Source organism: Pseudomonas sp. GM41(2012) (assembly GCF_000282315.2).
Classification (GTDB): Bacteria; Pseudomonadota; Gammaproteobacteria; order Pseudomonadales; family Pseudomonadaceae; genus Aquipseudomonas.
The window spans coordinates 2314499-2340783 of sequence record NZ_AKJN02000006.1; the positions used below are offsets into that span (position 1 = coordinate 2314499).

Sequence of the window (26285 nt, forward strand, 5' to 3'; positions counted from 1 at the left end):
GCTTCGCACTAAAAGAAAAGGCCCGCAGTGAATGCGGGCCTTTTTTTGTCTGCTTGAATGTTGTGGGCTCATTCTGGCCCCATCGCGAGCAGGCTCGCTCCCACAGTAGACAGCGTCTGCCTGAGCGACTCGGTCCAATGTGGGAGCGAGCCTGCTCGCGATGGGGCCGGTACAAACAACACAAATCTATCGGCTGGAAACCCGATAAACCCGCTCTTCAAGCCGCGTAACGCCACTTTCCAGGAACTTCCAGCTTTCGCCCAGAACGTCCTGGTCCTCCAGAATCTTCAACTCCCATGAAGCACCGAACAACCGTTGTACTTCGTCGTCCAGCACGGCAAAGGGCGGCCCTTCCATTTGCGCCTGGTCGTAATCCAGGGTAATCAGCAGCCCCAGCGAATCCTTCGGCACAATCCGCTTCAGATGCTCGGCGTATTGCTCGCGCATCTTCGGTGGCAAGGCGATCAACGCAGCGCGGTCGTACAGTGCACTGCAATCGGCGACATCGCCGGCCGTCAACGCGAAGAAATCACCACACCAGATCTCGATCGAGCCCGCCCGATAGACCGTGAAGGGGCCTTGATCGCTGACGTCCGGATCAAATTGATGCTCGTGGAAAAAGTCTTCCACCGCTTTTTCCGACAACTCGACGCCCAGCACCTCATGACCGCATTTCGCCAGCCACAGCAGATCCAGGCTTTTCCCACATAACGGCACCAGTACGCGCGCGCCCTCTTCCAGGCCCAGCTGCGGCCAGTACCGTTGCAGATATGGATTCACTTCCGGCAGGTGAAAGCCGATCTGATTCGACGTCCACCGCTTGTGCCAAAACTCCGGCTGCATAATTAATCCCGAAAATTCGATCAAAAGACCCTAAAACTTATATTAGATTTAGATCAATGATCTGACTGAAGATGATGCCATCTTACCCCTCAGGAGCTCATTCATGTTCCCCAGCCTCTACATATCCCATGGCTCGCCCATGTTGGCACTGGAACCGGGCGCCAGCGGGCCCGTCCTCGCTCGCCTGGCCGCAGAATTGCCGAAACCCAAAGCCATCGTAATTGTTTCTGCGCATTGGGAAAGCAATGAGTTGCTCGTCAGCGGCAATCCCCAGCCTGAAACCTGGCATGACTTCGGCGGCTTTCCGCAGGCGTTGTTCGACGTGCAATACCCGGCGCCCGGCAATCCACAATTGGCCGCAGAGGTTGTCGAACTGCTGAAGAACGATGGCCTGCCCGCACGCATCGACGCCGAACGGCCGTTCGACCATGGTGTCTGGGTACCCTTGTTATTGATGTACCCACAAGCCGACATCCCCGTAGTCCAAGTCTCGCTGCCCACCCGCGGCGGCCCGGCCCTGCAGACCCGCGTCGGTCATGCCCTGGCCAGTCTGCGCGAACACGGCGTGCTGCTGATCGGTTCCGGGAGCATCACCCACAACCTGCGCGAACTGGACTGGCACGCCGGCACAGAAAGCGTCGAACCGTGGGCCCAGGCCTTTCGGGACTGGATGATCGAAAAACTCGCTGCCAACGACGAAACCGCGTTGCACGATTACCGCCAGCAAGCACCGAATGCGGTGCGCAACCATCCGACTGATGAACATTTGTTGCCGTTGTACTTTGCGCGCGGTGCGGGAGGGGCATTCAGCGTGAGCCACAAGGGATTCACCATGGGCGCCCTGGGCATGGACATTTACCGCTTCGGGTAATGACAGAACCGAGGCCTGTGGCGGCCAGGCTCAGACCACATCAACCCCGACGTGAATCGCATCGTGCCGCCAAAACTCCAGATCACAATCGATCAACCGCTCATGTTGATCGTAATTGACCCGAGCGATGCGCAACCCCGGACTCCCCACCGACACCCGTAAAGCCGCCGCCGCATCCACCGACAACGCCGTCGGCACAATCTCGAAACGCACCCGCCCATAGTGCAAGTCGTAATGCCGCGCATACAGCTCGGTAATCGACTGATTCAGATCGAAATCCAGAATCCCGGGAAAAAACTGCGGATTCAAATAATGCTCCACATACAACACCAGCCGCTCATCAATCCGCCGTGCCCGGCAAATCTGAATCACGCTGGACAACGCCGGCAACTGCAACCAGGCACAGACCGCCGCCGACGCCGGTTGCAACCGCGCTGAAATCACCTCAGTGGACGGCACCCGCCCCTGTGCACTGACCATCGCGTGAAAGTGACTGCGCTGCATCAGGTTATAGGCCAGGCGCGGTGGCGACACGAACCAGCCACGGCGCTCCTCTCGATAAATCTGCCCTTGGGCTTCCAGTTGCAACAACGCTTCACGCACGGTGATCCGCGTGGTCCCGAACAACTCACTGAGCTTGCGCTCGGCCGGCAGTTTGCTCCCGGGCGCCAACAGGCCATGGTCGAGCTGTTCCTGCAGAACCTGCCCGATGGCTGTCACCGCTTTGGTTGTCTCGATGCGCATCAACGTTACCTATCTGGACTAGACCAGCACTGTTTCGGGGCGGAACCGCGATTCAAATCGGCTCCCTCAACTCCCGACAAGCCTAGGCACTGCACATGACTGACAGATGACAAAGCCGCCGAACGGTTGATCCAGACACCTGCAAATTCACGGCCAAGTCCTTTTATATCAGCCTATTAGCCATGGTCTACGCTTACTCCGAAGCCTGAGCTTTGCCGCTCAAGAAATATAGGCCGACCGGTCGTCGACATCAAAATGTCATCAGAGACGCCTAAATTGGCTCAGGTATTGCTGACCTAGACCAACATAACCGCAATCGCAGCGTTGAAAACGCCCAAAGGAGCTTCGGATGAAACAGCTTTTCCTGGCCTCACTGTTAGGCTCGACCATTGCCATGTGTACCGCCGCGATGGCGGCTGATAGCGATTTGAAAACCCTGGAAGCCGCGGCGAAAGCGGAAGGTGAGGTCAACAGCGTCGGCATGCCCGACAACTGGGCCAACTGGAAAGGCACCTGGGATGACCTGGCCAAGAACTACGGCCTGAAACACATCGACACCGACATGAGCTCGGCCCAGGAAATCGCCAAGTTCGCCGCGGAAAAAGACAACGCCACTGCCGATATCGGTGATGTCGGTGCAGCGTTCGGTCCGATCTCTGTGAAGCAAGGCGTTGTACAACCTTACAAGCCAAGCACCTGGGATCAGATCCCGAGCTGGGCAAAGGATAAGGACGGCAACTGGGCGCTCGCCTACACCGGCACCATCGCGTTCATCGTCAACAAAAAGTTGCTGCACGGCTCCGATGCTCCAACCAAATGGGCTGACCTCAAGGACGGCAAATACAAAGTTTCCATCGGTGATGTGAGCACCGCTGCCCAAGCCGCCAACGGTGTTCTGGCTGCCGCGCTCGCCAACGGTGGCAATGAGAAAAACCTCCAGCCGGCGCTGGATCTGTTTTCCGAGATCGCCAAGCAAGGCCGCCTGTCGATGGCTAACCCGACAATTGCCACCATGGAAAAGGGTGAAATCGAAGTCGGCGTGGTCTGGGACTTCAACGGTTTGAGCTACAAGGCCAAAATGGTCAACCCGGATGACTACACCGTGCTGATTCCATCCGATGGCTCGGTGATCTCCGGTTACACCACCATTATCAACAAGTACGCCAAGCACCCGAATGCCGCCAAACTGGCCCGCGAATACATCTTCAGCGACGCCGGCCAGACCAATCTGGCACGCGGGAACGCCCGTCCGATCCGCGCCGAGCATCTGACGCTGCCGGCCGAGGTTCAGGCCCAGTTGCTGCCAAACGAGCAGTACAAAAAGGTCACGCCGATCAAAGACGCCGACGCATGGGAAAAGACCTCCAAAGCCCTTCCGCAGAAGTGGCAGGAAGAAGTCATCGTCAATATGAAGCAGTAATGCGGTAGATCCCCATTTGGGGATCTGATGGAGACCCAATGTGGGAGCGAGCCTGCTCGCGATGAGGGACTGTCAGCCAACATCAATGTTGAATGTCAGACCGCTATCGCGAGCAGGCTCGCTCCCACAAAGGATTGGTTGCGTATTTGAATCATCTGTTTAGCGGAGTTCCAGCCCTATGAAGCACAACGTCATCCTTGTCGTGCTCGACGGCCTCAATTACGAGGTCGCCCGTCACGCCATGGGGCACCTGCAGGCTTACGTCGGCGCAGGACGCGCGGCGCTCTACAAACTGGAGTGCGAATTGCCGGCGCTGTCCCGACCGCTTTACGAGTGCATCCTGACCGGCGTCACGCCGATCGACAGTGGCATCGTTCACAACAACGTCTCACGCTTGTCCAACCAGCGCAGCATCTATCACTACGCCAGCGATGCCGGCCTTGTCACCGCCGCCGCGGCCTATCACTGGGTCAGTGAGCTGTATAACCGTTCGCCGTTTATTGCGCCGCGGGATCGTCATACCGACGACCCGGACCTGCCGATCCAGCACGGTCATTTCTACTGGAACGATCACTACCCGGACTCGCACCTGTTCGCCGACGCCGAAAACCTGCGCCTGCGTTATGCGCCGAACTTTTTACTGGTCCACCCCATGAACATCGACGACGCCGGGCACAAGCACGGCCTCGACACCCCGCAGTACCGCAACAGTGCCCGCTCGGCCGACATTATTCTGGCCGACTATCTGCAAACCTGGCTTGACGCCGGGTATCAGGTGCTGGTGACCGCCGACCATGGCATGAACAACGACCGCTCCCACAACGGCCTGCTGCCGGAAGAACGCGAAGTACCGCTGTTCGTCCTCGGCGACGCTTTCAGCTTCAATGCCAACGCCGCACCGAAACAGACTGAAATCTGCGGCACCGTCTGTGAACTGCTGGGTGTGCCCCACGACAAACCTGTGTGCCGGGAGCTGCTCAAGTGAACACCATGAAGCGCGGAAAATGGCTGGCAGCCTTGTGCCTGGTGCCTTTTGCACTGTTCTTTATCGTGTTCCAGATCGCGCCGTTGTCCTGGGTGATGATCAACAGCCTGCAATCGGAAGAGTTCGGCTGGGGCATCGCCAACTTCACCAGGATCTTCAATTCGAAGTTCTATCTGCAGGCGATCCAGTTCAGCCTCGAGATCAGTTTCTGGTCCAGCGTGTTCGGGATCATCATCGCGGTGCTCGGCGCCTATTCCCTGCGCCGGGTCGACTCAAAACTGCGCAACTTCGTCAACGCCTTCGCCAACATGACCAGCAACTTTGCCGGCGTGCCTTTGGCCTTCGCGTTCATCATTCTGCTGGGCTTCAACGGCAGCTTCACCATCATGCTCAAGCAGGCGGGGATCATTCAGGACTTCAACCTGTACTCGAAAACCGGGCTGATCATTCTCTACACCTACTTCCAGATTCCGCTGGGCGTGCTGCTGCTCTACCCGGCCTTTGATGCCCTGCGCGAAGACTGGCGTGAATCCGCCGCGCTGCTCGGCGCCAATGGCTGGCAGTTCTGGCGGCACATCGGTTTGCCCGTGCTGACCCCGGCGCTGCTCGGTACGTTTGTGATCCTGCTGGCCAACGCCTTGGGCGCCTACGCCACGGTGTACGCCCTGACCACCGGCAACTTCAACGTCCTGCCGATCCGCATCGCGGCGATGGTTTCCGGCGACATTTCCCTGGACCCGAACCTGGCCAGTGCCCTGGCCGTGGTGCTGGTGGCGTTGATGACCCTGGTGACCATCGTGCATCAGTTGCTGTTGAAGAGGAGCTACCATGTCTCGCGCTGAACTGGGCCCCGTCGGGGTCTATCACCGGGTGGTGGTGTATTTGCTGTTTGCCATCCTGTTGCTGCCATTGCTCGGAACGCTGATCTACTCGATCGCCAGCAGTTGGTCGGCGACCATTCTGCCCAGCGGCTTCACCGTTAAATGGTACGTGGAGCTGTGGAGCGATCCGCGGTTTCTCCATTCGTTCGGCCAATCGCTGCTGGTCTGCGTCGGCTCGCTGATTCTGTCCGTGGTGCTGATTCTGCCGTTGCTGTTTGTGGTGCATTACCACTTCCCGAAACTTGATGCGCTGATGAACATCCTGATCCTGCTACCCTTCGCGGTGCCGCCGGTGGTGTCGTCGGTGGGTCTGTTGCAACTCTACGGTTCGGGGCCGTTCGCGATGGTCGGCACGCCGTGGATTCTGATCGGCTGCTACTTCACCGTGGCGCTGCCGTTCATGTACCGGGCGATCACCAACAACTTGCAGGCGATCAACCTGCGAGACCTGATGGACTCCGCCCAACTGCTCGGCGCCAGCACCTGGCAAGCGGCGTTCCTGGTGGTGCTGCCAAACTTGCGCAAAGGTTTGATGGTGGCGTTGCTGCTGTCGTTCTCGTTCCTGTTCGGTGAGTTCGTGTTCGCCAACATCCTCGTCGGGACCCGCTACGAAACCCTGCAGGTTTACCTCAATAACATGCGCAACAGCAGCGGCCACTTCACCAGTGCGCTGGTGATTTCCTATTTCTTCTTTGTGCTGGTTCTGACCTGGGCTGCCAATATTTTGAACAAGGACAAAAGCCAATGAGCTTCGTCAGCGTCCAACACCTACTGAAAAGCTACGCGGGTACCACGGTGTTCAGCGACATCAACTGTGAAATCCAGAAGGGTGAGTTCGTCACCCTCCTCGGCCCATCCGGTTGCGGCAAGTCCACACTGCTGCGCTGCATCGCCGGGCTGACCTCGGTGGATGGCGGCAAAATCCTGCTCGATGGCCAGGACCTCGTTCCGTTGAGCCCGCAGAAACGCGGGATCGGCATGGTGTTCCAGAGCTACGCGCTGTTTCCGAACATGACCGTCGAGCAGAACGTCGCCTTTGGTTTACGCATGCAGAAGGTCAACGCCGATGACAGCCACAAGCGTGTTGCCGAAGTACTGAAACTGGTGGAACTCAACGACTTCGCCGCGCGTTATCCGCATCAACTGTCTGGCGGCCAATGCCAGCGAGTCGCGCTCGCCCGCTCGTTGGTGACCCGGCCTCGCCTGTTGTTGCTGGATGAACCGCTGTCGGCCCTGGATGCACGGATTCGCAAGCACTTGCGCGAACAGATCCGTCAGATCCAGCGCGAACTCGGCTTGACCACGATCTTCGTCACTCACGATCAGGAAGAAGCCCTGACCATGTCCGACCGGATTTTCTTGATGAATCAGGGAAAGATCGTACAAAGCGGCGACGCCCAGACCCTTTACACTGCACCCATCGATATCTTTGCCGCTGGTTTCATCGGCAACTACAACCTGCTGGACGCCGACAGCGCCACAAAACTGCTGCAGCGACCGATTACCCACCGCATCGCGATTCGCCCGGAAGCCATCGAGCTGAGCCTCAACGGCGAACTCGACGCACAAATCCGCAGCCACAGCCTGTTGGGCAACGTGATTCGCTACCGGGTCGAAGCCCGGGGCGTGGAATTGGTGGTGGATGTGCTGAACCGCTCGGCGGCCGATTTGCATCCCGATGGTCAGCGTCTGGCGCTTTCCATCGATCCGACGGCCCTGTGTGAGGTAGCCTGATGACTTTGCTGATGTTGAAGAGAGAACCGCACTGATGGCCCTGGCAATTTTTGATTTGGACGAAACCCTGATCCACGGCGACTGCGCCACCCTCTGGAGCGAACAAATGGGTCGCCTGGGTTGGGTCGATCCCGAGTCGTTCATGCGTCAGAACAACGAACTGATGGACGCCTACAGCCACGGCAAACTGCGGATGGAGGAGTACATGACCTTCAGTCTGGAGCCGATGATCGGCCGTACACCGGAAGAGGTCGACCATTTGGTAGGGCCTTGGGTGGAAGACTTCATCGAGCCGATCATTTTCAGTGACGCCACCAAAGCCATTGCGGCCCATCGCAAGGCCGGCGACCGGATTTTGGTGATTTCGGCGTCGGGCACGCACCTGGTCAGGCCGATTGCCGATCGTTTGGGCATTGACGAGATTCTCGGCATCGAGCTGGAAGTGGCACATGGGGTGTATAGCGGCAACACCGTTGGCACGCTGACCTACCGCGAAGGCAAGATCACACGTTTGCTGGAGTGGCTGGATGCGGAAGAGGAAAACCTCGAGGGCGCCAGTTTCTACTCCGACTCACGCAATGATTTGCCATTGCTGCTGAAAGTAGATTTCCCACACGTGGTAAACCCGGATCCGGTGCTGCTTGAACACGCCGAAAAGGCCGGTTGGCCGATCCATCTCTGGAAGTAAAAGCAAAAGATCGCAGCCTCGCTTCGCTCGACAGCTCCTACAAATGGATTGTTCACACCTGTAGGAGCTGTCGAGCGAAGCGAGGCTGCGATCTTTTGGCTGCCAGCCCGATTTCAGGTCAGGCTTTCGTCAATCACCAACACCAACTTTCCCGACACCTTATTAGTCGCCAACTCCGCAAACGCCGCTTCGGCGTCCTTGATCGGGAAGGTTTTGGCCAATTGCGGGCTCAAACGCCCTTCGGCAAACAACGGCCAGACATGCTGGCTGAGATCGCTGAACAGATCCGCCTTGAACTGTTCGTCGCGACTGCGCAAGGTCGAACCCAGCAGTTGCACGCGCTTGGCCAGTACCTGCGCCAGATCCAGCTGCGCCTCACGACCGCCCATCAGGCCGATCAGCACCCAACGACCATCGAGCGCCATCAGTTTCAGATTCAGCGCGGCGTAGTTGCCGCCCACCGGGTCGAGAATCACATCGAACGGCCCCAGGTCACTCAAGCTGTCCAGATCCCCGTTGCGCACGACCCCACCTTGGGCGCCCAGCGCTTCGCAGTAAGCCAAACGCTCGGCGGAACCGACGCTGACCCAGCACGGGTTACCAAACGCCTTGCACAGCTGAATGGCAGCTGAACCGATTCCACTTGCTCCGGCGTGCAGCAGAACTTTCTCACCCGGCTTGAGCGCAGCCAGTTGAAACAAATTCAGCCAAACGGTCGCATACACTTCTGGCAGCGCTGCCGCCTCCGCCAGGGACAAACCTTCGGGAACCGGCAACACATGCCGTCCGTCGACAACTACCTCCTCGGCCATCCCGCCCCCGGCCAGCAAGGCGCAAACCCGATCCCCGACCTGCCAGGACGAGCCCGGTCCCACCTCGCTGATCACCCCCGAACACTCAAGACCCAGTACCTGACTGGCTCCCGGCGGTGGCGGATAAAGACCCGCTTTCTGTAACAAATCGGCGCGATTGAGACCCGCAGCCGCCACTCGAATCCGAACTTGTCCTACATCGCATGTAGGACTGGGCTCTTCAACCCACTCCACTCGACCTTCAACGCCTTGCAATGCTTTCACAGTGCCTCCATAGTGAGTCTGGACTGAGCCCGTAGCTGTAGCGCCGGGCTTTCTTGCATTATGCGACCGGCCCTGGGTCTGTACGAAAGCTAACAGGCAGTTTCCATACAGAGACTAGTGGTACCGGCGACTTCAAAGACGGCCTAATATGCGTGATCAATTGTCCCCGCGTCGAATCAGCATGAAGCATTTTTTCCCCAGCACCGCCCTAGCCCTTTTCATTGGTATCGGTCTGTTGCCGATGTCGACCAATTCGTTTGCAGCCAATAGCTGGGACAAGCTTCAGCCTGATCGTGACGAAGTGATCGCCAGCCTGAACGTCGTCGAGTTGCTAAAGCGCCATCACTACAGCAAGCCGCCGCTCGATGACGCGCGCTCCGTGATCATCTATGACAGCTACCTCAAGCTGCTGGACCCGTCGCGCAGCTACTTCATGGCCAGCGACATAGCCGAATTCGACAAGTGGAAAACCCAGTTTGACGACTTCCTCAAAAGCGGCGACCTGAACGCCGGGTTCACCATCTACAAGCGCTACCTGGACCGCGTCAAAGCGCGTCTGGACTTCGCCCTTGCCGAGTTGAACAAAGGCGTCGACAAGATCGACTTCACCACCAAGGAAACCTTGCTGATCGATCGCAAGGACGCCCCTTGGCTCAAGAACACCGCAGAACTCGACGACCTGTGGCGCAAACGCGTCAAGGACGAAGTCTTGCGGCAGAAGATCGCGGGCAAGGACTCCAAGCAGATTCAGGAAACCCTGACCAAGCGTTACAAGAATCAGTTGGCGCGCCTGGACCAGACCCGTCCGGAAGACATCTTCCAGGCGTACATCAATACCTTCGCCATGTCCTACGACCCGCACACCAACTATCTGTCGCCGGATAACGCGGAGAACTTCGACATCAACATGAGCCTGTCCCTCGAGGGCATTGGCGCCGTGTTGCAGAGCGACAACGACCAGGTGAAAGTCGTGCGTCTGGTACCTGCCGGCCCGGCCGACAAGACCAAAATGGTTGCACCGGCCGACAAGATCATCGGCGTTGCCCAGGGCAACAAGGAAATGGTCGACGTGGTCGGCTGGCGCCTGGACGAAGTGGTCAAGCTGATCCGTGGGCCAAAAGGCACCGTGGTGCGCCTGGAAGTGATCCCGGCCAGCAATGCACCGAACGACCAGACCAGCAAGATCGTCCCGATCACCCGCGAAGCAGTGAAGCTTGAAGACCAGGCGGTGAAGAAGTCGGTCCTCAACCTGAAACAGGACGGCAAGGACTACAAGCTCGGCGTCATCGAGATCCCGGCCTTCTACCTGGACTTCAAGGCTTTCCGTGCTGGCGATCCGGACTACAAGAGCACCACTCGCGACGTCAAGAAACTGCTGACCGAGTTGCAGAAAGACAAAGTCGACGGCGTGGTCATCGATCTGCGCAACAATGGCGGCGGTTCCCTGCAGGAAGCCACCGAGCTGACCAGTCTGTTCATCGACAAAGGTCCGACCGTTCTCGTGCGTAATGCCGATGGCCGGGTCGATGTGCTGGAAGATGAGAACCCGGGGGCCTTCTACAAAGGGCCGATGGCGTTGCTGGTCAACCGCTTGTCTGCCTCGGCTTCGGAAATTTTTGCCGGCGCCATGCAGGACTATCACCGCGCATTGATCATCGGCGGCCAGACCTTCGGTAAAGGCACCGTGCAGACCATTCAGCCGCTGAACCATGGCGAACTGAAACTGACGCTGGCCAAGTTCTACCGGGTTTCCGGCCAGAGCACCCAGCATCAGGGCGTATTGCCGGACATCGATTACCCGTCGATCATCGACACCAAGGAAATCGGCGAAAGCGCACTGCCTGAAGCCATGCCGTGGGACACCATCCGCGCGGCCATCAAGCCTGCGGTCGACCCGTTCAAACCGTACATTTCGCAACTCAAATCCGAGCATGACGTACGCTCGGCCAAAGACGCGGAGTTCGTGTTCATCCGCGACAAACTGGCCCTGGCGCAGAAACTGATGGCGGAAAAAACCGTCAGCCTCAATGAAGCTGATCGTCGTGCACAACACGCCGATATCGAAGCCAAGCAACTTGCCATGGAAAACATCCGTCGCAAGGCCAAGGGCGAAGAGCCGCTCAAAGAGCTGAAGAAAGAAGACGAAGACGCGATCGCGGCCGAGCCAGACAAGACCAAACCAGAAGACGATGCCTACCTGAGCGAAACCGGGCGGATTCTGTTGGACTACCTGAAACTCAATACCGCGGTAGCCAAGCACTAAGTTGTTACAAGCAAGATGATGGCAATTTAATGCTGACGCTCTCCGGAGCGTCATCATACAGTCATCATTCTGTCGTGAAATAAAGGACTGGGAGCCCCTCTTTATCCAAGAGAGTGCTCCCAGTCCTTTTTTTATCGCCAGAGAAAGCCATGACCACCACAGAACAGCTGAGTGCCTTGAGTTCCATACTGGCTCAAAGCGGTTTGCACAGCCTGTTCCAGCCGATCATTTCCCTCTCTGAGCGACGTATTGTCGGTTACGAAGCCCTCAGTCGCGGGCCCTCCAACAGTGCGCTGCACTCTCCCCTCGCACTGTTCGCCGTTGCCCGTCAGGCCGGCCGCCTGAGCGAACTGGAAATCGCATGTCGTCAAAGCGCCTGCCGACGCTTCAATGATCAGAAACTGCCCGGCAAACTGTTCCTCAACGTTTCCCCTGAATCCCTGCTCGAAGCCGCCCACCAACCCGGGCGCACCCTGCAACTGCTGCAGGATTTCGGCATACCGCCGAGTCAGGTGGTGATCGAACTGACTGAACAAACACCCACCGACGATTTCGAGCTGCTGCAAACCGCTCTGCATCACTATCGAGCGATGGGGTTTTCCATTGCCCTGGATGATCTGGGCGCAGGCTATTCGAGTTTGCGGCTGTGGTCTGAATTGCGTCCGGACTACGTGAAGATTGATCGACACTTCATCGACGGCATTCACCAGGACGCCCTCAAGCGCGAATTCGTCGGCTCGATCCTGCAAATTGCCAAGGCCTCACGGGCACAAGTGATCGCCGAAGGTATCGAGCTGCCGGAGGAGCTCGCAGTGTTGACCGAGATGGGCGTGGATCTGGTTCAGGGTTATCTGCTCTGCCGCCCCCAGGAACATCCACCTCGTGATGCCCGAGCCCTGATGCCCAAACGGGAAAGCACAGCGGTGGCGTTGAATGATGAAGTCAGCGACCTTAGCGCTTTGCTCAACGACCAACCGGCAATGGGTCGCGATACACCGACCGCGACGGTGCTGGAAGCCTTTCGCCGCCAGGCCAACCTGAACTCCCTGGCGGTGCTCGACGAGCAAGGCCAGCCCTGCGGCATCGTTCACCGGCATTCGCTCTCCGATGCACTGCTCAAGCCTTTTGCCACCGACCTGTTCGCCCGCAAGCCGATCAGCCGTTTAATGAGTGATGACTTCCTCGCCGTTGAGATGAGCCAGTCGTTGCAACAAGTGAGTCGCCTGATCACCAGCCGCGCGCGGCAGCGCATCGAAGAAGACTTCATCATTACCCTCAACGGCGGTTACCTGGGACTGGGCCGAGTGATCGACGTACTTAAACTGATCACCGAACTGAAGATCCAGCAAGCCCGTTACGCCAACCCGCTGACCCTGCTGCCGGGCAACGTACCGATCCAGCAATGCCTGTCGCGACTGCTGCAACAGCAACGGGAGTCGGTGATCTGCTACGTCGACATCGACAGTTTCAAACCCTTCAACGACATCTACGGCTACGGCCGTGGGGACGAAGTCCTGCTGTGTCTGGCGCAATGCCTGAATGATCGCGTCGACCCTTCCCGCGACTTCGTCGGCCATATCGGCGGCGATGACTTCCTGCTGGTACTCGGCCCGGAAGACTGGCGCAAACGCTTGAATCAGTTGCTGGACGACTTCCAGAGCCAATGCCGACGCTTTTATCGCAGCGAACACCTGGAAGCCGGCTGCTTCATCGCCCCAAACCGTCAGGGTGTGCGTCAGGAGTTTGCGTTGCTGTCACTGTCGATCGGCGTGGTGCATTTACATCCACAGGCCTGTGGACAACTCGATGCAAGCCAGTTAGCGGAGATGGCATCGCAGGCCAAGCATCACGCGAAGAATGTGCCGGGGTATAGCGTGCATGTGATCGATAGTCTGGCGGTGCCAGCAGCCGAGGAAGAATTGCTCGTCGGGCAGCGGTGATTGATCTGACGCCTTCGCGAGCAAGCTCGCTCCCACAGGGTTAAGTTGAGTCACGCAGATTGTGTGCCTCCAGCAGATCCAATGTGGGAGCGAGCCTGCTCGCGAAGGCGTCGGTTATGCCAACTCAGATCGAGGGTGGAACCTCGGAACCGCGAGACGCCAGCTCTTTGAGCTTGATCTCGGCCAACGGATGTCCTGCTTTGGCGGCCATCTCCCAAAACCGCGCGGCTTCAACCGCATCTGGCGCCTTGCTAGGCGTCCCCGCCAGACTGATCACGCCCACCTGATACGCCGCTTTGCCATCCCCCGCCAAAGCGGCCAGGCGCAGCAATCGCACGCCCTCTTCGCGAGCGCCAAGGCCGACGCCGCGAAAGGTCAGGATGTGGCCATAGAAGCTCTGGGCGCCAACATCCCCCAGGTTCGCCATGCGTGCGAACTGGCCTTCGAGCCAGCTCCAGCCACGCGGCTGACGCACAAACCATGACCAGTGAAACAAGCGGCGAGCCAGCCAGTAGCTGGCTCGCGCCTTGAGTTTTAAAAACACTCAGGCCTCCGCCGATTCCGGGTACTCATATTCGAACACCCGCACCACTTCCGAGGCATGCCAGGACGCTGCGGCCACTCCATCGGACGGCCCGGAGAAACGCCCCAGACGCTCGACACACTCAAAGAACCCGGTGCGCGGCAGGCGGCTGGCGCCCTGGCTGATCACCAGCGAACTGCGCAATGGCTGCTCGGCCTTGGCGTCCAGCGCGGCCAGATGTTCAAGGGCGGCGGTCAAGGTTTGCATGGCCGGCGTGGGCAGTTGCAAACGTTCAAGCAACGCCCGGTATGTCAGAAGATGACGCTGGCGGCGCGCCTGATCCAGTTCGCCCAGCAACCCGTCCCAATGTTGACGACTGATGCGTACGCTCACGATTCATCCCTCCACCCTGGCACCGTCAACTCCCAGGCCAGGCTGCGGCGAATCGCAGCGTCGGGTAGACGCTCGCCACTTTCGATCAAGGCCAGATAAGACGGGCTGATGCCTACCGTGCGGGCCAACGCCTCGATGGCGATGCCCTTCCCTTCGCGCAAACTGCGTAGTTGATCCAGACCTGGAAGAATCTGGTCTGGTGTTGCCGCCTGACGCTCTGGGGCGACCCGCGGCGGTTGTTCATTGATGCCTGCTGCTTTTAGTAGAGCCTGATATTGAGCCCATGGCAGAACTGCATACTCGGGCTCTCCTTCGCGTGTAATTATCTGAATATCCATGACTACCCCGTAGGACAACAACACTTAGCGAGTCGGCACTTTTCCCTAGAAGTGTAATCCTAACAGCGGCCAAGGTCGCGGGGGTATCAATCTATGGATGAGATTGAATCAGTTCAGTTTTTTTTCGGTCCCTGAAGTTGAAGTTGCTCCGGGGTATCGGGCAGGCGTTCAACCACTGCAAGCTTTTCCGGCAACTGACGCTTGCGCCAGGCGCGGAAGGCGTTGAGCTCATCGTCGAGAACTTTCATCAGCCAGGCCAGCACCGCGATGTCATCGAGCATGCCGAACACTGGAATGAAGTCCGGAATGGCATCAATGGGACTGAGGAAGTACATCAGGCCTGCCACCACCGATATCAACGCTTTGGGGCTGATGGCCCGATACTCGCCGCGCCAGTAAGCCAGGCAGAGTGCCTGCAACAGGCGTAGATCATCCTTGAGCTTGCCCAGCCGATTACCCTGGCTGGCACCTTTGCTGGCCACTGCGAAGAGCAAGGTCGGCAAACGTCCACGCGCGAGCAGGCGTCCGGCCAGAGGCAGGAAACGAGCGAAATTCCAGGGTGTTTTCATCATTTCCTCCCACTGAAATGTTATCCACACAAATTGTGGATAACCTTGTGAACAGAGCTGCTTTTCATCGCTGAAAGCCCCGTTTCATAAGGGCCCAACTCAGATCGGGCGTTTTTTACTCACATAAAAAAACCCAAGATTTCATTGACTTGGCGCTCTGGCGCGGCTAGCGCGGCGTCCTCAATGGCTATGACTCCAGCCTACAGCATCCGTTCGCTTTGTTTACCTTCGCTGAACGCCAGATGCAACAACGCCCCGCATAAGCGAGGCGTTGTTTTTAAAGCAGACGCTGATTACTTGGCAGTAGCGTCTTGTTTTGCTGGATCTTTGATTGCCAGCAGTTCCAGGTCGAATACCAGCACCGAGTTGGCTGGAATCGCCGGGCTTGGGCTTTGGGCGCCGTAAGCCAGTTCGCTAGGGATGTACAGTTTGTACTTCTCGCCAACGTGCATCAGTTGCAGGCCTTCGACCCAACCCGGAATCACACCGCTGACCGGCAGATCGATCGGGCTGCCACGCTCGACGGAACTGTCGAAAACGGTGCCATTGGTCAGGGTGCCGGTGTAGTGAACGGTCACTACGTCGGTCGGCTTAGGCTGTGCGCCATCGGCTTTCTTGACCACTTCATACTGCAGGCCCGAAGCGGTGGTGGTTACACCGGCTTTCTTGGCGTTGTCTTCGAGGAATTTCTTGCCGGCAGCTGCCGACTCTTCGCTCATTTTGGCCATACGCTCTTCAGCACGCTTTTGCAGTGCTGCGAAGGCTTCGACCAGTTCGTCATCCTTCAGCTTCTGTTCTTTCTTGCCGACGGCATCTTCGATGCCTTGGGCTACGGCTTTGGAGTCCAGATCATCCATGCCTTCCTGAGCCAGGCTCTTGCCCATGTTCAGGCCAATCCCGTAGGAAGCTTTTTGCGCCGGGGTTTTCAGCTCTACGCTGGTCTGCGAATCACAACCCGCAAGTACCAGGCTAACCAGGGCCACCGCCGCCGCCAACCGATGCTGTTTCATGCTATTTCCTTGTTCATGCGCCTAAAGGGCAATCGAGTAAAGCCGCGAGCTTATCAGGCGGCCACGACCAATGGCTACCGGCATGAGAGCAGGAAACTTCTGATAAGTTCAGGTGTTTTAACGCATTTCGGGAATGGGCTGATGAAGCTTCTGTCATCTTTCGCCCACAGAGACCGATAGCAGAACCCCAGCATCTGGCGTAATGGCCACTTGCCGCACCTCAGGTGCTGAGGCATAAGGGAGCTTCAAATCGACAAGGATGTTTATCTTGCGCCTCTTCTTTCGCTTGCTGGCTCTGTTCGCAATCCTGCTGGGGCTGGGCCTTGCTGTGGCTCTGTATTACGTCGCCAACCCGAAATTGCCGGCCTGGTCACCCGCGCAGCAGGTGCATTACCTGGAGCAATGGAGCGCCAGCGACCGCGAGACTTACTACTTCACACCTCAGGGTACCCAGGTCAAAGGTTTGCACTATGACTGGTTCAAAGCCCTCGAATTACCGTTCTCGCAACAGCGATTCGCCGCTCCCGAATACCTCGCCCGCTTCGGTTTTCTGATCGACCCCAACCAGCGCGCCACCCCGAACAACCCCGGCAATCTGCCCGTGGGTTTTGCCCGTCATCAGAACCCTGGAAGCCAGGACGAGTTTCTGGACATCACCTGCGCCGCCTGCCACACCGGCGAACTGCGCTTTAACGGCCAGGCCGTGCGCATCGATGGCGGTTCGGCGCAGCACGTTCTGCCCTCCAGCGTTCCTACGTTGCGCGGCGGCAGTTTCGGACAAGCGCTGGTAGCGAGTCTGACGTCGACTTACTACAACCCGTGGAAATTCGAACGTTTCGCACGCAACGTATTGGGCCAGGACTACGATGCCCGGCATCAACAACTGCGCAAAGACTTCAAAGTATCTCTCGACACCTTTTTGAAGGTGGCCTGGAACGACACCCACCGCGGGCTCTACCCCACCGAAGAAGGCCCCGGCCGCACTGACGCTTTCGGGCGCATTGCCAACGCCAGTTTCGGCGATGCGATTTCCCCGGCCAACTACCGTGTGGCCAACGCCCCGGTCGACTATCCGCAACTGTGGGACATGTGGACCTTCGATTGGGTGCAGTGGAACGGTTCGGCGCAGCAACCGATGGCCCGCAACATCGGCGAAGCCTTGGGCGTGGGTGCCACGCTGAATTTTTTCGACGCCAACGGCCAACCGCTTAAAGGAGACGCCCGTTATCCGTCCAGTGTCCGCTTGCGCGATCTGCACCTGATCGAACAAACCCTGCAACGGCTCAAACCGCCAGCCTGGCCGGAAGAACTGCTGGGCGCCATCGACAAAACCCAGGCCGCAAAAGGTCGCGAATTATTCACCGAGAACTGCGCCGGCTGCCATGTACCTCGATCGGTCCAAAGCGAAGGGCGCTGGGTGCAACATCTGAAAATGCTGCCCGTGGAGTTCATCGGCACAGACCCTGGCGCGGCCAATAACATCGCCGACCATCGCTTCGACCTCACCGCCCTGCAATGGGACCCGGCAGAGCTGGCGCAGCTGGATGTTCAGTTGCAGCCGACGCCTACCGAATCGCTGGATTTGAGCAAGCTCTCATCGGCTAAAGGGTTGGCCTACGTCACCGCTTTTGTCGGAAACCGGGCCTACCGTGAAGCAAACATTCCTACGGCCGAACGACCGGACATGGATGGCTTCGGCCTGCCGATTGGCGTGCGCGAATTGCGCGCCTACAAGGCGCGACCATTGGCGGGAGTCTGGGCCACCGCACCGTTTCTGCATAACGGTTCGGTGCCGAGCATTTATCAGTTGCTCTCGCCCCAGGATGAACGCGTAACCACCTTCTACAAAGGCACTTTCGAGTACGACCCAAGGCACCTCGGCTATCGCACCGAGGCCTTCGCCAATGGCTTCATGTTCGACACACGCATCACCGGCAATCACAACAGCGGCCACGAATTCCGGGCAGGCACGCGTGGCAACGGCGTCATCGGTCGCCTGTTGCAACCAGAAGAGCGCTGGGCGCTGCTGGAGTATCTGAAAGTGTTGGGCGGTCCGTTAGAGACTCAATTGCCATGAGCAGACTCTGGATGCGTTTTGGCGCCTTTCTCGGCAAAACCCTGCTGTGGTCGCTAGGCCTTGGATTGCTCGCCTGGGCGCTGGCCACGGCGTGGTTCGCCTGGCAGCACGGCGGCCCGGTTTCGGCTGAAGAGCTGATTCCGGATGGCGAATCAGCGATGACCCAAGACATCATCCAGACGGCCGTGCGCATCGTCGATCAGCACCGTGAAAGCACCCGCTACCTGCGCGACGCCCATGCCAAGGCCCATGGCTGCGTGAAGGCCGAGGTTCAGGTGCTGCCGGATCTAGCGGGCGAACTGCGTCAGGGTGTGTTCAACGAACCCGGCAAAACCTGGCAAGCGACGATGCGGCTGTCCAACGGCAATGCCTACCCACAGTTCGACAGCATCCGCGATGCACGGGGCATGGCAATCAAGTTGCTCGATGTGCCCGGCAAACAACTGCTGCATGACCAACAGAGTCGTGGTGAGCAGGACTTCGTGATGTTCAGCCATCCGAATTTCTTCGTCAGCGATGTCGCCGAGTACCGTCAGAATGTAGCCGCACAGGCTGACGGCAAGAAGCTGATGGCGTTCTTTCCGGGTTGGGACCCGCGGACCTGGCAGGTTCGCCATCTGTTTATCGCGCTGGCGACACTGTCACCCGCCCCGGAAAGCCCGACCCAGACGACTTATTTTTCGGTTTCGCCCTACAAATTCGGCGACGCCAATGCCAAGTTCCGCGTCATGCCCGATCCGGCAAGCTGCCCGACTTACACCCTGCCTGCGCAAAACCAGAAGTTGCCGAACTTCCTGCGCAATGCGCTGAACCAGCAACTGTCGACCGACCGGATGCCGGCCTGCTTCGTCCTGCAGATTCAGCGTCAGGACCCGGTCAAGTACATGCCGATCGAAGACACGAGCATTGAATGGCAGCAAAACGATGCTCCGTTCGAGACCGTGGCGCGGATTAAAGTACCCGCCCAGGACTTCGATACGCCTGCGCTGAACGTGCAATGCGATAACCAGTCGTTCAACCCGTGGTTTGGCCTTGAGGCTCATCGCCCCATTGGCGGCATCAACCGGTTGCGCAAAGCCGTGTATGAAGCGGTGAGCGACTACCGACACAGCCGCAACGCCGAACGATAAGAACGCAGAAAGAAAGAAAGCGACCCGAAGGTCGCTTTCTTGGTAGAGCCTCGGCAGAAGCCAAACCCCAGACAGCAAAAAGCCCGCATTAAGCGGGCTTTCTGTGGTGACCTGGCGTTCAGCGTTCCAGGTGACCGAATATGGCGCAGCGGACGGGACTCGAACCCGCGACCCCCGGCGTGACAGGCCGGTATTCTAACCGACTGAACTACCGCTGCGCGTAGCGTTGAAAGTAAATGGTGGGTGATGACGGGATCGAACCGCCGACATTCTGCTTGTAAGGCAGACGCTCTCCCAGCTGAGCTAATCACCCTTTACCTTCGTTGCGGGGCGCATTGTGCCACAGATTTTCATAAAGTGTTGATTTAATTGAATAATTTTTCAAAAAAATCTGAAAACCTATAAAACGACGCGACCTGCAGGAACAACTTGTAAACTTTGGACAGAAAAAAACCCGCGTTAAGCGGGCTTTTCCGTGGTGACCTGGCGTTCAGCGTTCCAGATAACCGAATATGGCGCAGCGGACGGGACTCGAACCCGCGACCCCCGGCGTGACAGGCCGGTATTCTAACCGACTGAACTACCGCTGCGCGTAACACTGGAAGCGAATGGTGGGTGATGACGGGATCGAACCGCCGACATTCTGCTTGTAAGGCAGACGCTCTCCCAGCTGAGCTAATCACCCTTCACTTTCGGTGTGGCGCGCATTCTACGTAGCGACCACACCTCTGGCAAGCACTTTTTTAATTAATTTTTTCAGGCCTTCCAAAGGCTTAGAGAAGGGTTGGCCTATGGCGCTGTGAAGAGAATAATGCCCCCCTTTGTATAAAGGAGAGACTCGCCCCATGTGGTTCAAAAACCTGCTTATCTATCGCCTGACCCAAGATCTGCCTTTTGATGCCGAGGCGTTGGAAACTGCACTGGCCACCAAACTGGCGCGTCCATGTGCAAGCCAGGAGTTGACCACCTACGGTTTCGTCGCGCCATTCGGCAAGGGCGAAGATGCTCCGCTGGCGCACGTCAGTGGCGACTTCCTGCTGATCGCCGCCCGTAAAGAAGAACGCATTCTGCCGGGCAGCGTCGTGCGCGACGCGGTAAAGGAAAAGGTCGAAGAGATCGAAGCCGAACAAATGCGCAAGGTCTACAAAAAGGAACGCGATCAGATCAAGGATGAAATCATCCAGGCCTTCTTGCCGCGCGCCTTTATTCGTCGTTCGTCGACTTTCGCTGCCATCGCGCCGAAACAGGGCCTGATCCTGGTCAACTCGGCCAGCCCGAAACGTGCCGAAGACCTGTTGTCCACCCTGCGTGAAGTCATCGGCACACTGCCGGTACGTCCGCTGACCGTGAAGATGTCCCCTACCGCGACCATGACTGAATGGGTCACCACCCAGAAAGCCGCAGACGATTTCTTCGTGCTGGACGAGTGCGAGCTGCGTGATACCCACGAAGACGGCGGCATCGTGCGTTGCAAGCGCCAGGACCTGACCAGCGAAGAAATCCAGCTGCACCTGAGCACCGGCAAAGTGGTCACTCAGCTGTCGTTGGCCTGGCAGGACAAGCTGTCTTTCGTTCTTGACGACAAGATGGTGGTCAAGCGCCTGAAGTTCGAAGACCTGCTGCAAGACCAGGCGGAACAGGACGGTGGCGAAGAAGCCCTCGGCCAACTGGACGCCAGCTTCACCCTGATGATGCTGACCTTCGGCGACTTCCTGCCGGCGCTGGTTGAAGCGTTGGGCGGTGAAGAGACTCCGCAGGGGATCTAAAAGGTAAAAGGTTATCCCTGTGGGAGCGAGCCTGCTCGCGATAGCGGTTTAACGGTCGACAAAAATGTTGACCGTGATGACGCCATCGCGAGCAGGCTCGCTCCCACAGTTGGTTTTGTGGTGCTACTTAATAATAAGGATCAGGCCATGCGCGCACTGGCTGCATTGAGTCGTTTTGTCGGCAACACCTTCGCTTACTGGGTACTGATTTTCGCCGTAGTGGCGTTCCTGCAACCGACCTGGTTCATCGGCCTGAAGGGCGCGATCGTGCCGCTGTTGGGCCTGGTGATGTTCGGCATGGGCCTGACCCTCAAACTCGAAGACTTCGCCGAAGTCGCTCGCCATCCATGGCGCGTGGCCCTGGGCGTGGTTGCGCATTTCGTGATCATGCCCGGTGTGGCGTGGTTGCTTTGCCAGGCGTTCCACTTGCCGCCGGAGATCGCTGTCGGCGTCATCCTGGTCGGCTGCTGCCCTAGCGGCACCTCGTCGAACGTAATGACCTGGCTGGCCCGCGGCGATCTGGCGCTGTCGGTGGCCATCGCCGCCGTCACCACCCTCCTCGCCCCGCTGCTGACCCCGGCGCTGATCTGGCTGCTGGCCTCAGCCTGGTTGCCGGTGTCGTTCATGGAGCTGTTCTGGTCGATCCTGCAAGTGGTGCTGCTGCCAATCGTGCTCGGCGTGGTTGCCCAGCGCGTACTCGGTGATCGGGTTCGTCACGCGGTAGACGTGTTGCCACTGGTGTCGGTCGTGAGCATCGTGATCATTGTCGCTGCCGTGGTGGCCGCCAGCCAGGCGAAGATTGCCGAATCCGGACTGCTGATCATGGCCGTGGTGATGCTGCACAACAGCTTTGGCTATCTGCTGGGTTACTTCACCGGGAGGCTGTTCAAGTTGCCACTGGCCCAGCGTAAATCCCTGGCGCTGGAAGTCGGCATGCAGAACTCCGGGTTGGGCGCTGCCCTGGCCAGTGCGCACTTCTCACCGCTGGCGGCGGTGCCGAGTGCGTTGTTCAGCGTCTGGCACAACATCTCCGGGGCGCTGCTCTCGACGTATTTCCGCCGGATGAGCGAGAAAGAAGATCGGGAAGCTGCGGCACAGCAGGCTATCGACTGATCCGAAAACTTGATCCTCGGGTTAATGATGGGCACTCTATTGCAAAACGCGAGGACGACCTCGCGGCTCGATCGAGTCATTAATCTGGGGACGACCCCGTCAATCGATGGAGGTCTCTCATGTCCTGGATCATTCTGTTTTTCGCCGGCCTGTTCGAAGTTGGCTGGGCCGTCGGCCTGAAATACACCGATGGCTTCAGCCGCCCTCTCCCCACCGCATTGACCGTTGCCGCCATGGCCATCAGCCTTGGCTTGCTGGGCCTTGCCATGAAGGAATTGCCGCTGGGCACGGCCTACGCGATCTGGACCGGGGTCGGTGCGGTCGGGACGGTCATTGCCGGGATCATTCTGTTCGGTGAATCCATGGCGTTGTTCAGGCTCGCCAGTGTGGCGTTGATCATTTCCGGGCTGGTCGGGCTGAAAATCAGCGCCTGACTTTACTGCCGTTACTAAAAAGCCCGCCCCCCCTATTGATACAGACAGGGGAGCGGGCTTTTTTAATGGCGTGTATTAACCGATCAGCTCTCGGCCAGCTCCATGCGTTCACGCGCCACAGGAGCCTTTTGCGCATGCTCAAGCTGCATGCAACGCTCCAGGAACAGGAACATGTAGTCATAGCTCTTGCAGACGGCCTGACGCAATTCCACTTGCAGGGAATTACTTGGGTTCATACCCGCCAGCGTGCAGATGATTTCCAGGGCTTCCCACGGATGGGCATCGTCGTACTGGGCATGCATCTTCAACCACTTCATGGCCCGCTTGCGATCTTCCTCCGGGAATGAGGCCGCGTAGACACCACTGGAACAGACCAGCGCCGACCACTCCCCGGTCGCACCTTCAATGGCGTAGTTGGTGGCGGCAATGGCAACGATCAGTGAATCCGATGAACTGGTGTGCCAGCACCAGTGGCTCAACGCGTGAAGTTCAGGGACGACCTTTTGCGCTTGCAGATCTTCCAGGCTGATACCGTGAGCACGGCTCCAGTGCACCCAGTAATCGGCATGGTTCAATTCGACACGTATGTTACGCATCAACCAGCGACGCGCCATGTCTTCACCTGGATGGCGGGCAAAGCGAGTCTTGGTCAGGTTCTGTGCCATATATAACGCGAACTGTTCGACTACCGGCCAGCCACCAATCAGGTACTGGCGCATAGTCTTTGCACTGAGTTTGTTATCACGCAGACGCTGATACAGTTCGTGTTCGACAACCCGGCGCTTGCTCTCGCTGCACTCCTGAATCAGGCGTTGAGCCCAGGCGGGATAACTTGCAGCTTCCATGAGGGGTCCGGTTCGGTTGAATGTGTCGATCACTGTCGAGCTCCTTTTGATTGTGATTATAAGGATCAGCAAGAGATTTCAACGGAACGTGCCAGGCGCCTTGAATAACAAAGGCTGAGGCCTGGCTGGACGACTTAGTAAACTGTCGCTGGTAAACAAATGCGGGCGTTCAATAACATACCCTTGAGCGTAATCCACCCCGATCTCCAGCAATGCCTGCTCGATCTGGGGTGTTTCAACAAACTCGGCAATCGTACGTTTACCCATAACATGACCGATGTGATTGATCACTTCGACCATGGCGCGGTTAATCGGGTCGTCCAGCATATCCTTTACGAAACTCCCGTCGATCTTCAAGAAGTCTACAGGTAAATGTTTCAAGTAGGCGAATGAGGACATTCCGGCGCAAAAGTCGTCCAGTGAAAAGTGGCAGCCTAAACCTTTGAGTTCATTAATAAATTTGATTGCACTTCCGAGATTGGAAATAGCACTGGTTTCAGTGATTTCAAAACAAATCATTTCAGGCGGTATGCAGTAAGTAACGAACTGTTCACGCAGGAAGTGCAGAAACGCCTCATCTCCGATAGTTGTGCCTGACAGATTAATCGCACACATGGCCAATGGTCCTTTGTGCTGTTCGGCTATGCATTGGGCAATAATTTTGAAAACGTTCTGTACAACCCAGCGGTCAAGGGAAGTCATCAGACCATAACGCTCAGCAGCCGGAATAAAACTGTCGGGCAAAATCATGCGTCCGGCTTCGTCATGCAGGCGCAACAGAATTTCAATATGACCACCGCCCTTCTCGATATGACCAAGGGGCGCGATTTCCTGGGCGTACAGACAGAAGCGGTCTTCTTCCAGCGCCATGTGCAAGCGCTGCACCCAAGCCATCTCGCCGAAGCGCAGGGACAGTTCCGAATCATCGGCGTGATAGACCTGAACCCGATTGCGGCCCTTTTCCTTGGCCATGTAGCAGGCCATGTCGGCAGCGCGCAACGAGGCTTCGAGCGTGGTCGGATTCTGAGTGACGTGAACCAGCCCGATGCTCACAGTGGTCACGAAGGGTCGACCTTTCCAGACGAAGTGCAGGTTCTGCACGGTCTGACGCAGGCCCTCGGCGATTTTCTCGGCGGCTTCCGGGGCGCAGTTCTCAAGCAGGATGCCAAACTCGTCGCCCCCCAGGCGGGCCAGGGTATCGCCTTCGCGCAAACCGGATTGCAACAGAGCGCAGATATGCCGCAGCAACTCGTCACCCGCCGCATGGCCGCAGGTATCGTTGACCAGTTTGAACTGATCCAGATCGAGGAACATCAGGGCATGGCGCCCTGACTGGCGCGCCAGGTTGTGCAGCGCCTGTTCCAGGCGATATTCGAACTCGCGGCGGTTGGCGAGCCCGGTCAAGGCGTCATGGGTCGCCTGCCAGGACAGATTGGCAATGTACTGTCGTTCCTGGGTCATGTCGTGCAGCACCAACACGGTGCCGCTGACCTTGCCGGCGTTGCGGATCGGCGCACCGACCAGGGTCACCGAAACCGTGCTGCCATCCAGGCGCTGGATCAGTTTGGAGTGTTCGCTGCCACCGCTCAGCTGTCCGCTCAAAATGTGCTCGATCAACGTGAAGCCATCGGCCTGAGCGTTCTCGTCCAGCAGATTGAACAGCGCCGCCAGCGGCAAACCGGTCGCCTGCTCGGCCTTCCAGTGAGTCAACGCCTCGGCGGCCGGGTTCATGTAGGCGATCGCGCCTTCGACATTCGTGGTGATCACGCCATCGCCAATCGATTGCAAAGTGATTTGTGCCCGGTCTTTCTCCAACTGCAGAGCGTCGGCGAAGGCATGGCGCTGCTTGAGCAGTTTGTGCGTACGCATCAAGGCCAGGAGGATCAAACCCAGGGCCGTGGCGAGGTTGGTCGCCAGCAACACCCGCAGGATCATCCGCGAGCCTTCGCCCAAGGCATCGCTGAAGGCCTTCGCCGCCGGTGTCACACTTTCGTTGATGACGAATATCTGATCCTTCCAGCGCTTGATGTCGGCATCGGTGGCCTGACCGGTGGTGATGCGCTGATGCATCTCCCGCGCAATGGCATCGAGTTGCACCATATACGCATCACCCACCATCCAGAGGTTGATGGCTTTCACGTGGTAACTGAAGTGCCGGAAGTTCAGGTACAGCCAGATCACACTATTGATGTCATCCGGGTGGTTGCCGCCTTTGAGGATTGCCACGCGCGCGGCTTCGATATTCGGCGGCTGATGATCCAGCGCCACACGCAATTCGTGGCCCCCCTGAGGCACCGCGATCGCGTTCTGGTATTTGTTGAATATCGTCTCGTCGTGACTGTCGGCGTAGAGATTGAGGTAATAGATGGCGTCTTTCTGGCCTTTGGACCACAGGCTTTCACCGGCAACGTAGCCGCGAACCGCCGACAGAACGTACAGGCTCACGCCACCGAGCATCGCCTGAAACAGCACGACGGCAATAAATGGCCAGACGATGCCCAACAACCGTGGCGTTCCGAGAGTCCGCGCTTGATTCATGAGGTCCCTTGTTTTAGCACTGCCAGATCATCATCCAACGTGATCGCTACAGCTAGACTAGGGTGCGTTCCCGGTTCCGGCAAGCGGAGGATCAGCCTCGGCAC

24 protein-coding genes and 4 tRNA genes are annotated in these 26285 nt (G+C 58.1%); 14 read left to right on the forward strand and 14 right to left on the reverse strand.

Features of this window, described 5'->3' with window-relative positions:
• Nucleotides 1–186: 186 nt before the first annotated feature.
• Nucleotides 187–843 (reverse strand): thiopurine S-methyltransferase, encoded by a 657-nt coding sequence (locus tag PMI27_RS15540; protein WP_008145864.1) that lies wholly within the window; start codon nucleotides 841–843, stop codon nucleotides 187–189.
• Between the two features lie 103 nt (nucleotides 844–946).
• On the opposite strand from PMI27_RS15540, the gene PMI27_RS15535 reads away from it, so the two are divergent.
• Complete coding sequence (locus tag PMI27_RS15535) at nucleotides 947–1714, forward strand: DODA-type extradiol aromatic ring-opening family dioxygenase (RefSeq protein ID WP_008145863.1); 768 nt, start codon at nucleotides 947–949, stop codon at nucleotides 1712–1714.
• 30 nt (nucleotides 1715–1744) lie between these two features.
• Here PMI27_RS15535 and PMI27_RS15530 read toward each other — a convergent pair whose 3' ends face one another.
• A complete protein-coding gene (locus PMI27_RS15530; RefSeq protein WP_008145862.1) occupies nucleotides 1745–2458 on the reverse strand; it encodes a UTRA domain-containing protein in 714 nt (237 codons plus the stop codon).
• 349 nt (nucleotides 2459–2807) lie between these two features.
• Here PMI27_RS15530 and PMI27_RS15525 point away from each other — a divergent pair, with 349 nt between their 5' ends.
• The 6 genes from PMI27_RS15525 to PMI27_RS15500 all read left to right on the forward strand — a co-directional run bounded on the left by PMI27_RS15525 (nucleotide 2808) and on the right by PMI27_RS15500 (nucleotide 8166).
• On the forward strand, nucleotides 2808–3878 hold the full coding sequence (locus tag PMI27_RS15525) for an ABC transporter substrate-binding protein (RefSeq protein WP_008145860.1): 1071 nt from the start codon (nucleotides 2808–2810) through the stop codon (nucleotides 3876–3878).
• 178 nt (nucleotides 3879–4056) lie between these two features.
• Complete coding sequence (locus PMI27_RS15520) at nucleotides 4057–4863, forward strand: alkaline phosphatase family protein (protein ID WP_008145858.1); 807 nt, start codon at nucleotides 4057–4059, stop codon at nucleotides 4861–4863.
• A 5-nt stretch (nucleotides 4864–4868) separates the two neighbouring features.
• A complete protein-coding gene (locus PMI27_RS15515; RefSeq protein ID WP_165934027.1) occupies nucleotides 4869–5705 on the forward strand; it encodes an ABC transporter permease in 837 nt (278 codons plus the stop codon).
• Complete coding sequence (locus PMI27_RS15510) at nucleotides 5692–6492, forward strand: ABC transporter permease (RefSeq protein ID WP_008145853.1); 801 nt, start codon at nucleotides 5692–5694, stop codon at nucleotides 6490–6492. Before PMI27_RS15515 ends, PMI27_RS15510 begins: the two co-directional genes overlap by 14 nt.
• Nucleotides 6489–7478: an ABC transporter ATP-binding protein gene (locus tag PMI27_RS15505; RefSeq protein WP_008145851.1), complete on the forward strand. Its 990-nt coding sequence runs from the start codon at nucleotides 6489–6491 to the stop codon at nucleotides 7476–7478. Before PMI27_RS15510 ends, PMI27_RS15505 begins: the two co-directional genes overlap by 4 nt.
• 34 nt (nucleotides 7479–7512) lie before the next feature.
• A complete protein-coding gene (locus PMI27_RS15500; RefSeq protein ID WP_008145849.1) occupies nucleotides 7513–8166 on the forward strand; it encodes an HAD family hydrolase in 654 nt (217 codons plus the stop codon).
• A gap of 113 nt (nucleotides 8167–8279) precedes the next feature.
• Here PMI27_RS15500 and PMI27_RS15495 read toward each other — a convergent pair whose 3' ends face one another.
• A complete protein-coding gene (locus PMI27_RS15495; protein WP_008145848.1) occupies nucleotides 8280–9242 on the reverse strand; it encodes a zinc-binding dehydrogenase in 963 nt (320 codons plus the stop codon).
• Between the two features lie 181 nt (nucleotides 9243–9423).
• Between PMI27_RS15495 and PMI27_RS15490 the strand changes: the two genes are divergently transcribed.
• Together PMI27_RS15490 and PMI27_RS15485 are read left to right on the forward strand one after the other, a co-directional pair.
• A complete protein-coding gene (locus PMI27_RS15490) occupies nucleotides 9424–11505 on the forward strand; it encodes a carboxy terminal-processing peptidase (protein WP_008145846.1) in 2082 nt (693 codons plus the stop codon).
• Nucleotides 11506–11654: 149 nt separating this feature from the next.
• The gene (locus tag PMI27_RS15485) at nucleotides 11655–13445 is read left to right on the forward strand and encodes a bifunctional diguanylate cyclase/phosphodiesterase (RefSeq protein ID WP_024164566.1); all 1791 of its coding nucleotides are present in this window, start codon (nucleotides 11655–11657) and stop codon (nucleotides 13443–13445) included.
• A 124-nt stretch (nucleotides 13446–13569) separates the two neighbouring features.
• On the opposite strand, the gene PMI27_RS15480 is transcribed toward PMI27_RS15485, so the two are convergent.
• From PMI27_RS15480 to PMI27_RS15460, 5 genes are all read right to left on the reverse strand, one after another.
• Complete coding sequence (locus PMI27_RS15480) at nucleotides 13570–13989, reverse strand: sel1 repeat family protein (RefSeq protein WP_008151186.1); 420 nt, start codon at nucleotides 13987–13989, stop codon at nucleotides 13570–13572.
• Nucleotides 13990–14361 (reverse strand): hypothetical protein, encoded by a 372-nt coding sequence (locus PMI27_RS15475; RefSeq protein ID WP_003223109.1) that lies wholly within the window; start codon nucleotides 14359–14361, stop codon nucleotides 13990–13992.
• On the reverse strand, nucleotides 14358–14699 hold the full coding sequence (locus tag PMI27_RS15470; RefSeq protein WP_024164567.1) for a helix-turn-helix domain-containing protein: 342 nt from the start codon (nucleotides 14697–14699) through the stop codon (nucleotides 14358–14360). The genes PMI27_RS15475 and PMI27_RS15470 overlap by 4 nt, the downstream gene beginning before the upstream one ends.
• Nucleotides 14700–14812: 113 nt before the next feature.
• Complete coding sequence (locus PMI27_RS15465; RefSeq protein WP_008151188.1) at nucleotides 14813–15268, reverse strand: YkvA family protein; 456 nt, start codon at nucleotides 15266–15268, stop codon at nucleotides 14813–14815.
• Between the two features lie 293 nt (nucleotides 15269–15561).
• Complete coding sequence (locus PMI27_RS15460; protein WP_008151189.1) at nucleotides 15562–16278, reverse strand: FKBP-type peptidyl-prolyl cis-trans isomerase; 717 nt, start codon at nucleotides 16276–16278, stop codon at nucleotides 15562–15564.
• 268 nt (nucleotides 16279–16546) lie between these two features.
• Between PMI27_RS15460 and PMI27_RS15455 the strand changes: the two genes are divergently transcribed.
• Nucleotides 16547–18355 (forward strand): di-heme-cytochrome C peroxidase, encoded by a 1809-nt coding sequence (locus tag PMI27_RS15455; protein WP_008151191.1) that lies wholly within the window; start codon nucleotides 16547–16549, stop codon nucleotides 18353–18355.
• Complete coding sequence (locus PMI27_RS15450; protein ID WP_033053218.1) at nucleotides 18352–19485, forward strand: catalase family protein; 1134 nt, start codon at nucleotides 18352–18354, stop codon at nucleotides 19483–19485. Before PMI27_RS15455 ends, PMI27_RS15450 begins: the two co-directional genes overlap by 4 nt.
• A gap of 141 nt (nucleotides 19486–19626) precedes the next feature.
• On the opposite strand, the gene PMI27_RS0229425 is transcribed toward PMI27_RS15450, so the two are convergent.
• The 4 genes from PMI27_RS0229425 to PMI27_RS0229440 form a co-directional block, all read right to left on the reverse strand.
• Nucleotides 19627–19703 (reverse strand) — tRNA-Asp (locus PMI27_RS0229425).
• A 19-nt stretch (nucleotides 19704–19722) separates the two neighbouring features.
• A tRNA-Val gene (locus PMI27_RS0229430) sits at nucleotides 19723–19798 on the reverse strand.
• A gap of 200 nt (nucleotides 19799–19998) precedes the next feature.
• Nucleotides 19999–20075, reverse strand: a tRNA-Asp gene (locus PMI27_RS0229435).
• A gap of 19 nt (nucleotides 20076–20094) precedes the next feature.
• Nucleotides 20095–20170 (reverse strand) — tRNA-Val (locus PMI27_RS0229440).
• Nucleotides 20171–20330: 160 nt separating this feature from the next.
• Here PMI27_RS0229440 and rdgC point away from each other — a divergent pair.
• The 3 genes from rdgC to sugE all read left to right on the forward strand — a co-directional run bounded on the left by rdgC (nucleotide 20331) and on the right by sugE (nucleotide 22798).
• Entirely contained in the window at nucleotides 20331–21251 is a 921-nt protein-coding gene (gene rdgC, locus PMI27_RS15445; protein WP_008151195.1) for a recombination-associated protein RdgC, read from the forward strand.
• Between the two features lie 147 nt (nucleotides 21252–21398).
• Nucleotides 21399–22364 (forward strand): bile acid:sodium symporter family protein, encoded by a 966-nt coding sequence (locus PMI27_RS15440; RefSeq protein WP_008151198.1) that lies wholly within the window; start codon nucleotides 21399–21401, stop codon nucleotides 22362–22364.
• Between the two features lie 119 nt (nucleotides 22365–22483).
• Entirely contained in the window at nucleotides 22484–22798 is a 315-nt protein-coding gene (gene sugE / locus PMI27_RS15435) for a quaternary ammonium compound efflux SMR transporter SugE (RefSeq protein WP_008151200.1), read from the forward strand.
• An 83-nt stretch (nucleotides 22799–22881) separates the two neighbouring features.
• Here the strand turns inward: sugE and PMI27_RS15430 are convergent, their stop codons facing one another.
• Complete coding sequence (locus tag PMI27_RS15430) at nucleotides 22882–23643, reverse strand: TenA family transcriptional regulator (RefSeq protein WP_443200777.1); 762 nt, start codon at nucleotides 23641–23643, stop codon at nucleotides 22882–22884.
• 78 nt (nucleotides 23644–23721) lie between these two features.
• The gene (locus PMI27_RS15425) at nucleotides 23722–26181 is read right to left on the reverse strand and encodes an EAL domain-containing protein (protein WP_008151205.1); all 2460 of its coding nucleotides are present in this window, start codon (nucleotides 26179–26181) and stop codon (nucleotides 23722–23724) included.
• Between the last annotated feature and the right edge of the window lie 104 nt (nucleotides 26182–26285).